Raw genomic sequence first — 4,493 nt, forward strand, 5'->3', positions numbered from 1 at the left:
GGACTGCAGCCAGGCGCCTTTCCTTATGGACGGTTTGGAAGCGGAAACGTTCCTCGCGGACAAGGCATATGACACGAACGAGCTGCTCGATATGCTTAAGGAAGCGGATATGGTAGCAGTCATCCCTCCGGTTAAAAGCCGGAAAAGCAGAGAGCGTACAGTCATGAGCTGTATCGGATGCGGCACGTCATTGAAAACGTCTTCCGTGCCCTCAAGCGCTGGCGCGGAATCGCTGTGCGCTGCGCAAAGCTCGCCGCTTCCTTCATCGCCGCCATTCATGTCAGGTGTTTATTCCTCTACCTTTAAGTCCACACTACCTAATGGTATTTAACGGAGCGCAACCGCTGACGGGACAAGGCTAACAAAATTTCCCTTTCATTTTTACTGGAGATTTGAGAAAAGAGGCATTAGGATACTTGTTAAAACAGGCGGCTATAAGCTAAACCACTGCGCCGCCAGAGGCTGACGGCAGGGTATGCGGGCAAAACCAAGCGCTCACCGAAAGGTATTCCTCAGACTTGAACAAGGACTAATCGAATTCTTGCTCAAGCCCGTTCAGATAATCAGCCGCTTATAAAAGATTTTTTCATACTTCGTGCATAAATCCTGAAACAAATCTCCATAAAGACAACACAAAGGCTTTTACCGTTTTTTTAAGAAGGTTTTTATGCATAATTCTCAAAAACTGATATGCGCTATTCGAGACGTCTTCGTAGCGGCGCTCATCATGTCGGCGTGTTCTGTTTCAGCTTCTGTGTTTTCCTGCCGGACAAACGGCGCGGGTTTTGCCGTGACAGTGCTGTCCGGGGATTTTTCCGCGCCGGAACTGCGCTCGTTTTCCGCGGAAAACGCCGGAAGCCTGCTTGTCGGGTTTTCCGAAGCGATTAGCGCTGTCGATTTGCACATAACGACCAGCGACAATAATCTGTATGCCGACGGAACGCGGATTAATGCAGTGGAAGACCCAAAACTCGTGGCGCTTTCGCTGTCAAAAAAAACCGTGCGCGGCGAAAAATATCTGCTGACTGGCGCGGTAAGCGACGCCGCGGGCAACTCGCTGTCGTTCAGCCTTGCGTTTTCCGGCTACAATGACGAAGTGCCGCGTCTGGCGCTGTCGGAAGTGCGGAGCGAATACAGCAAGCCCAAATGCGAATTCATCGAACTGTACGCCGTTACGGGCGGGAATCTCGCGGGCGTTACTCTGTATAGCGCGTATGACGGAATTGACTGTCTCTACGAATTCCCCGCTTGCGCAGTCGCGGCGGGGGAATACCTTGTCGTTCACTATCGAAAAATTGAAGACGGGGCGCTAGACGAAACAGGGGATAATCTAAAGCTTTCAACTTGCACCGATTCATCCGACGCGCGGGATTTCTGGGTGGACAACCGCGAGGCGCGAATCGGCAAAAGCGACGTGATTCTCTTACGCGAACGGGACGGCGGCGCGCTGCTGGACGCGCTTTGGTACGCGGAATCAGGCAAAACGACGATCAAAAACGTCGCGACCACCGCTGCCGTTGCCAAAGCTGCCGAAGAAGCGTTTAACGCGGGCTTGTGGCCCGGCGGCGTACAGCCGGAGAACGCGGTTTGTTCCGACGGCGCCACCTATACGCGGACAATCAGCCGACAGAATATTGCGCGTCTCGCCCAAGGCGGCGAAGGCGAACAGAACGGGAAGGCGGTCTGGCAGCTCACCGCCTCCAGCGGCGCGTCGCCGGGGAAGCCGAACTCGTCGGCGATAAAATAGCGCCTTTTTACTGTGTTTTCGCTGTTGAAACCGTGCCTGTCGCGGGATATACGGTTTGCGCTTCGTTCCCGCGGCTTCCATTCGGCTGCCCTCGTTCCTCTGTCTTGCCCCGCGCAAATGCCCAGACTTAAATCTGGCGCTGCCGAATATTCCCGCTTATCGGGTTTATCAAGGAAGCAGACCGAAGGAGCGGTGAAACGGGGAAGCGCCCCGAAGCCTTTGGGGGAAGTCCCAGAACCTTCAGGGGAGGCTCTGCAGCCTTCGGGGGAAGGCGGCGTTGCCGAGTTTCCTCAAGGAACTCTGTCGTTGCCCGAAAGAGCAACGACGAACGCCGCGTTCCCGCGATACGGCAAAACATATTCCGCGCCCTGCCGGCAAGTTATTTCGCGCAAAAGCGGCGTCAAACGACCCGCTTATACAATTTTATGCGCCGCCCGCAAGGTCCCGCGAGTTACTCGCAAGGTCCTGCGAGTCGCGCAAAAAATTTTGTGAGTGACGCATAAAATTTTGTGAGTGACGCATAAAATTTTGTGAGCGGCGCAAAAAACTTTGTGAGCGGCGCAAAAAATTTTGTGAGTGACGCATAAAATTTTGTGAGCGGCGCAAAAAACTTTGTGAGCGGCGCAAAAAATTTTGTGAGTGACGCATAAAATTTTGTGAGTGACGCATAAAATTTTGTGAGCGGCGCAAAAAACTTTGTGAGCGGCGCAAAAAACTTTGTGAGCGACGCAAAAAACTTTGTGAGTGACGCATAAAATTTTGTGAGCGGCGCAAAAAAACCTCTGAGCCGCGCCAAAAATCTCGCTAGCAAGCCTTCTATCTCTATATAATGCAAAAGTTTTTCCGCCGTATTCTGCCTGTACGCCGTCATAGGGAAAGCGGCAAAACCGCTTCCCCTATGAGACGAGAAAGGGAACGGGCAAAGCCCGCTCCCTTTCTCTCCATTTCGGCAGTCCCAGTCGGCGAAGCTGCGGCATAGAGGCTGGCGGTGTACCGCCAAGGGCGGATTGCACGTATATGATAGTTTGTGATATAATAGGGACTCTGCCGCGCATACGGTATGCACAGCATACGGTATGCTCTGTATACAATACGCATACTTGACGGGGCGGGAAGGGGGCTTGCGGTGAATACAGACAGCAGGGCAACGGCTCGGCTCATGACAAAGGCGGGCGCGCGGACGGCGGGGTTTGCTAAAACGCCGGACAGCGAGTATGCTTGCTATGAAATTGCGCACGGCGAACAGTGCCGGTGTTGCGGTATAAGCGCAAAATTTCGCGGGGCACACGGATTGCGCCGCGTGAACACGCCCTAACATAAACAAACAGTAGCTTAAGGAGGCTAAAATGAAGAGAGTGTTTCTGTTTCTGGTTTTTACGGCAATTGCCGTAACGGGGGGGGGTGCTCAAGAAAAAGCAAAAAACACAATCACTGGCGGTCTTGATCTTGGAATTTGGACAGGATTTTCGGTTGACTACGAACGGGTGCTTTTTGACGGATTTTTAGGAAAAGGTCAGTTTGCGCTTGGCGTAGAAGCAGGACAAGATACGCTTCTCATCTTTCCGGCAAACTTTTTTGACGTCCAAGCAAAATGGTATCCTTGGTCTGGTAAATTTTATGCAGATTTGGGGCTCGGATACGCACACTTATGGATTGTCCCTGCTACAATGATTACCGGCGGTGTCGGCTGGAAAATAGACGTCGGTAAACCAAATGGATTTGTTTTAGACTTTGGAGCAACCTTTGATTATTTTGCGAGCATAAGTGAATTTGATGAAAGTGAATTTGATGAATTGGTATCGGCTAATATCAGAGCAAAAGCTCAGATTGGGTATTCATGGTAAAAATTGAAGATGCTGCGCCGTCTGTGGCACGGCACAGCGTAGCAGGTTTTTACTTCGCATAACATACGCTATACGCTGCGCTCCCTCCCACGCCTTACTTCGGCACATTTTGGGGCGCTGCAAAAGCAGGGCGAAAGCCCTGTTTTTTTATAGGCATAGGGGCGCGTATACCGAGTCTGACCGAGAGGCGGAAGGAAGGTGCTTCACCTATATGCCGAGTTTTTTCAAAAAACTCGGACGTTCGGCTACCGCCGAACGCGTATGCGGACGGTTTTCCGCCAAGCTGCCTGCCGAGCGGGCTTTGCCGAAGGGCGCAAACCCCTATGCCGAGTTCTTTCAGAGAACTCGGACGATACCCGCACTCTGTGCGGGTATCGCATTTGCTTTTCCCCCCATTTAGCCGTACCTTTGTGCTATGAATTACGACCAATATACTATCAAGGCGCAGGACGCGCTCCGTGCGGCGGGGACGCTCGCGCAGCAGCGGAACCACAGCGAAGTGGGGCTCGACCATATCATATACGCGCTCCTGACGCAGAAGGACGGGGTCGCCCCGCCCCTTGCGGAGCGAATCGGGGCAAACGCGGACGCGCTGCTCGGCGACGTCGAGGCGGCGCTGAACGCGTACCCCAAAATCCACGGCAACGCGCAGGTGGCGTTTTCGGCGGAGGCGGCGAAGGCGCTCGCGAATGCCGAAAAGGAAGCCGCCGCGCTCAAGGACGAATACCTGTCGGCGGAGCACCTTTTGCTTGCCGCCTCGGAGTCCGACGGCAAAGCCGCCGCACCGCTTCGGTGAGCTGCCCGCCCTCGTCGTAGCCCACGTAGCCCGGAGGCGCGCCGATGAGGCGGCTCACCGCGAACTTTTCCATATATTCGCTCATATCGATTCGGGTGAGCGCCCG

Annotated in this window: 5 protein-coding genes and 2 pseudogenes; 5 read left to right on the forward strand and 2 right to left on the reverse strand. The window is 53.7% G+C overall.

Annotated elements, in window-relative coordinates:
* Positions 1-115: 115 nt before the first annotated feature.
* A pseudogene (locus tag AWU74_RS10220) lies at positions 116-306 on the forward strand (transposase); the annotation flags it as partial.
* 361 nt (positions 307-667) lie between these two features.
* Entirely contained in the window at positions 668-1,747 is a 1,080-nt protein-coding gene (locus AWU74_RS04000) for a lipoprotein TP_1001-related protein (RefSeq protein ID WP_162504776.1), read from the forward strand.
* A gap of 451 nt (positions 1,748-2,198) precedes the next feature.
* Here AWU74_RS04000 and AWU74_RS04005 read toward each other — a convergent pair whose 3' ends face one another.
* On the reverse strand, positions 2,199-2,747 hold the full coding sequence (locus AWU74_RS04005; protein ID WP_187150824.1) for a hypothetical protein: 549 nt from the start codon (positions 2,745-2,747) through the stop codon (positions 2,199-2,201).
* A 126-nt stretch (positions 2,748-2,873) separates the two neighbouring features.
* Here AWU74_RS04005 and AWU74_RS04010 point away from each other — a divergent pair, with 126 nt between their 5' ends.
* From AWU74_RS04010 to AWU74_RS04025, 3 genes are all read left to right on the forward strand, one after another.
* Positions 2,874-3,062 carry a hypothetical protein gene (locus tag AWU74_RS04010; RefSeq protein WP_162504777.1) on the forward strand — a complete coding sequence of 63 codons (189 nt, stop codon included), beginning with the start codon at positions 2,874-2,876 and terminating at the stop codon, positions 3,060-3,062.
* Positions 3,063-3,093: 31 nt separating this feature from the next.
* On the forward strand, positions 3,094-3,591 hold the full coding sequence (locus tag AWU74_RS04015) for a hypothetical protein (protein ID WP_062327880.1): 498 nt from the start codon (positions 3,094-3,096) through the stop codon (positions 3,589-3,591).
* 415 nt (positions 3,592-4,006) lie between these two features.
* Positions 4,007-4,387: a Clp protease N-terminal domain-containing protein gene (locus AWU74_RS04025; protein WP_062327885.1), complete on the forward strand. Its 381-nt coding sequence runs from the start codon at positions 4,007-4,009 to the stop codon at positions 4,385-4,387.
* Here the strand turns inward: AWU74_RS04025 and AWU74_RS10230 are convergent.
* Positions 4,368-4,493, reverse strand: a pseudogene (locus tag AWU74_RS10230) (AAA family ATPase); the annotation flags it as partial. The gene AWU74_RS04025 and the pseudogene AWU74_RS10230 sit on opposite strands and share 20 nt — an antisense overlap.

Source organism: Treponema endosymbiont of Eucomonympha sp., assembly GCF_001028545.1.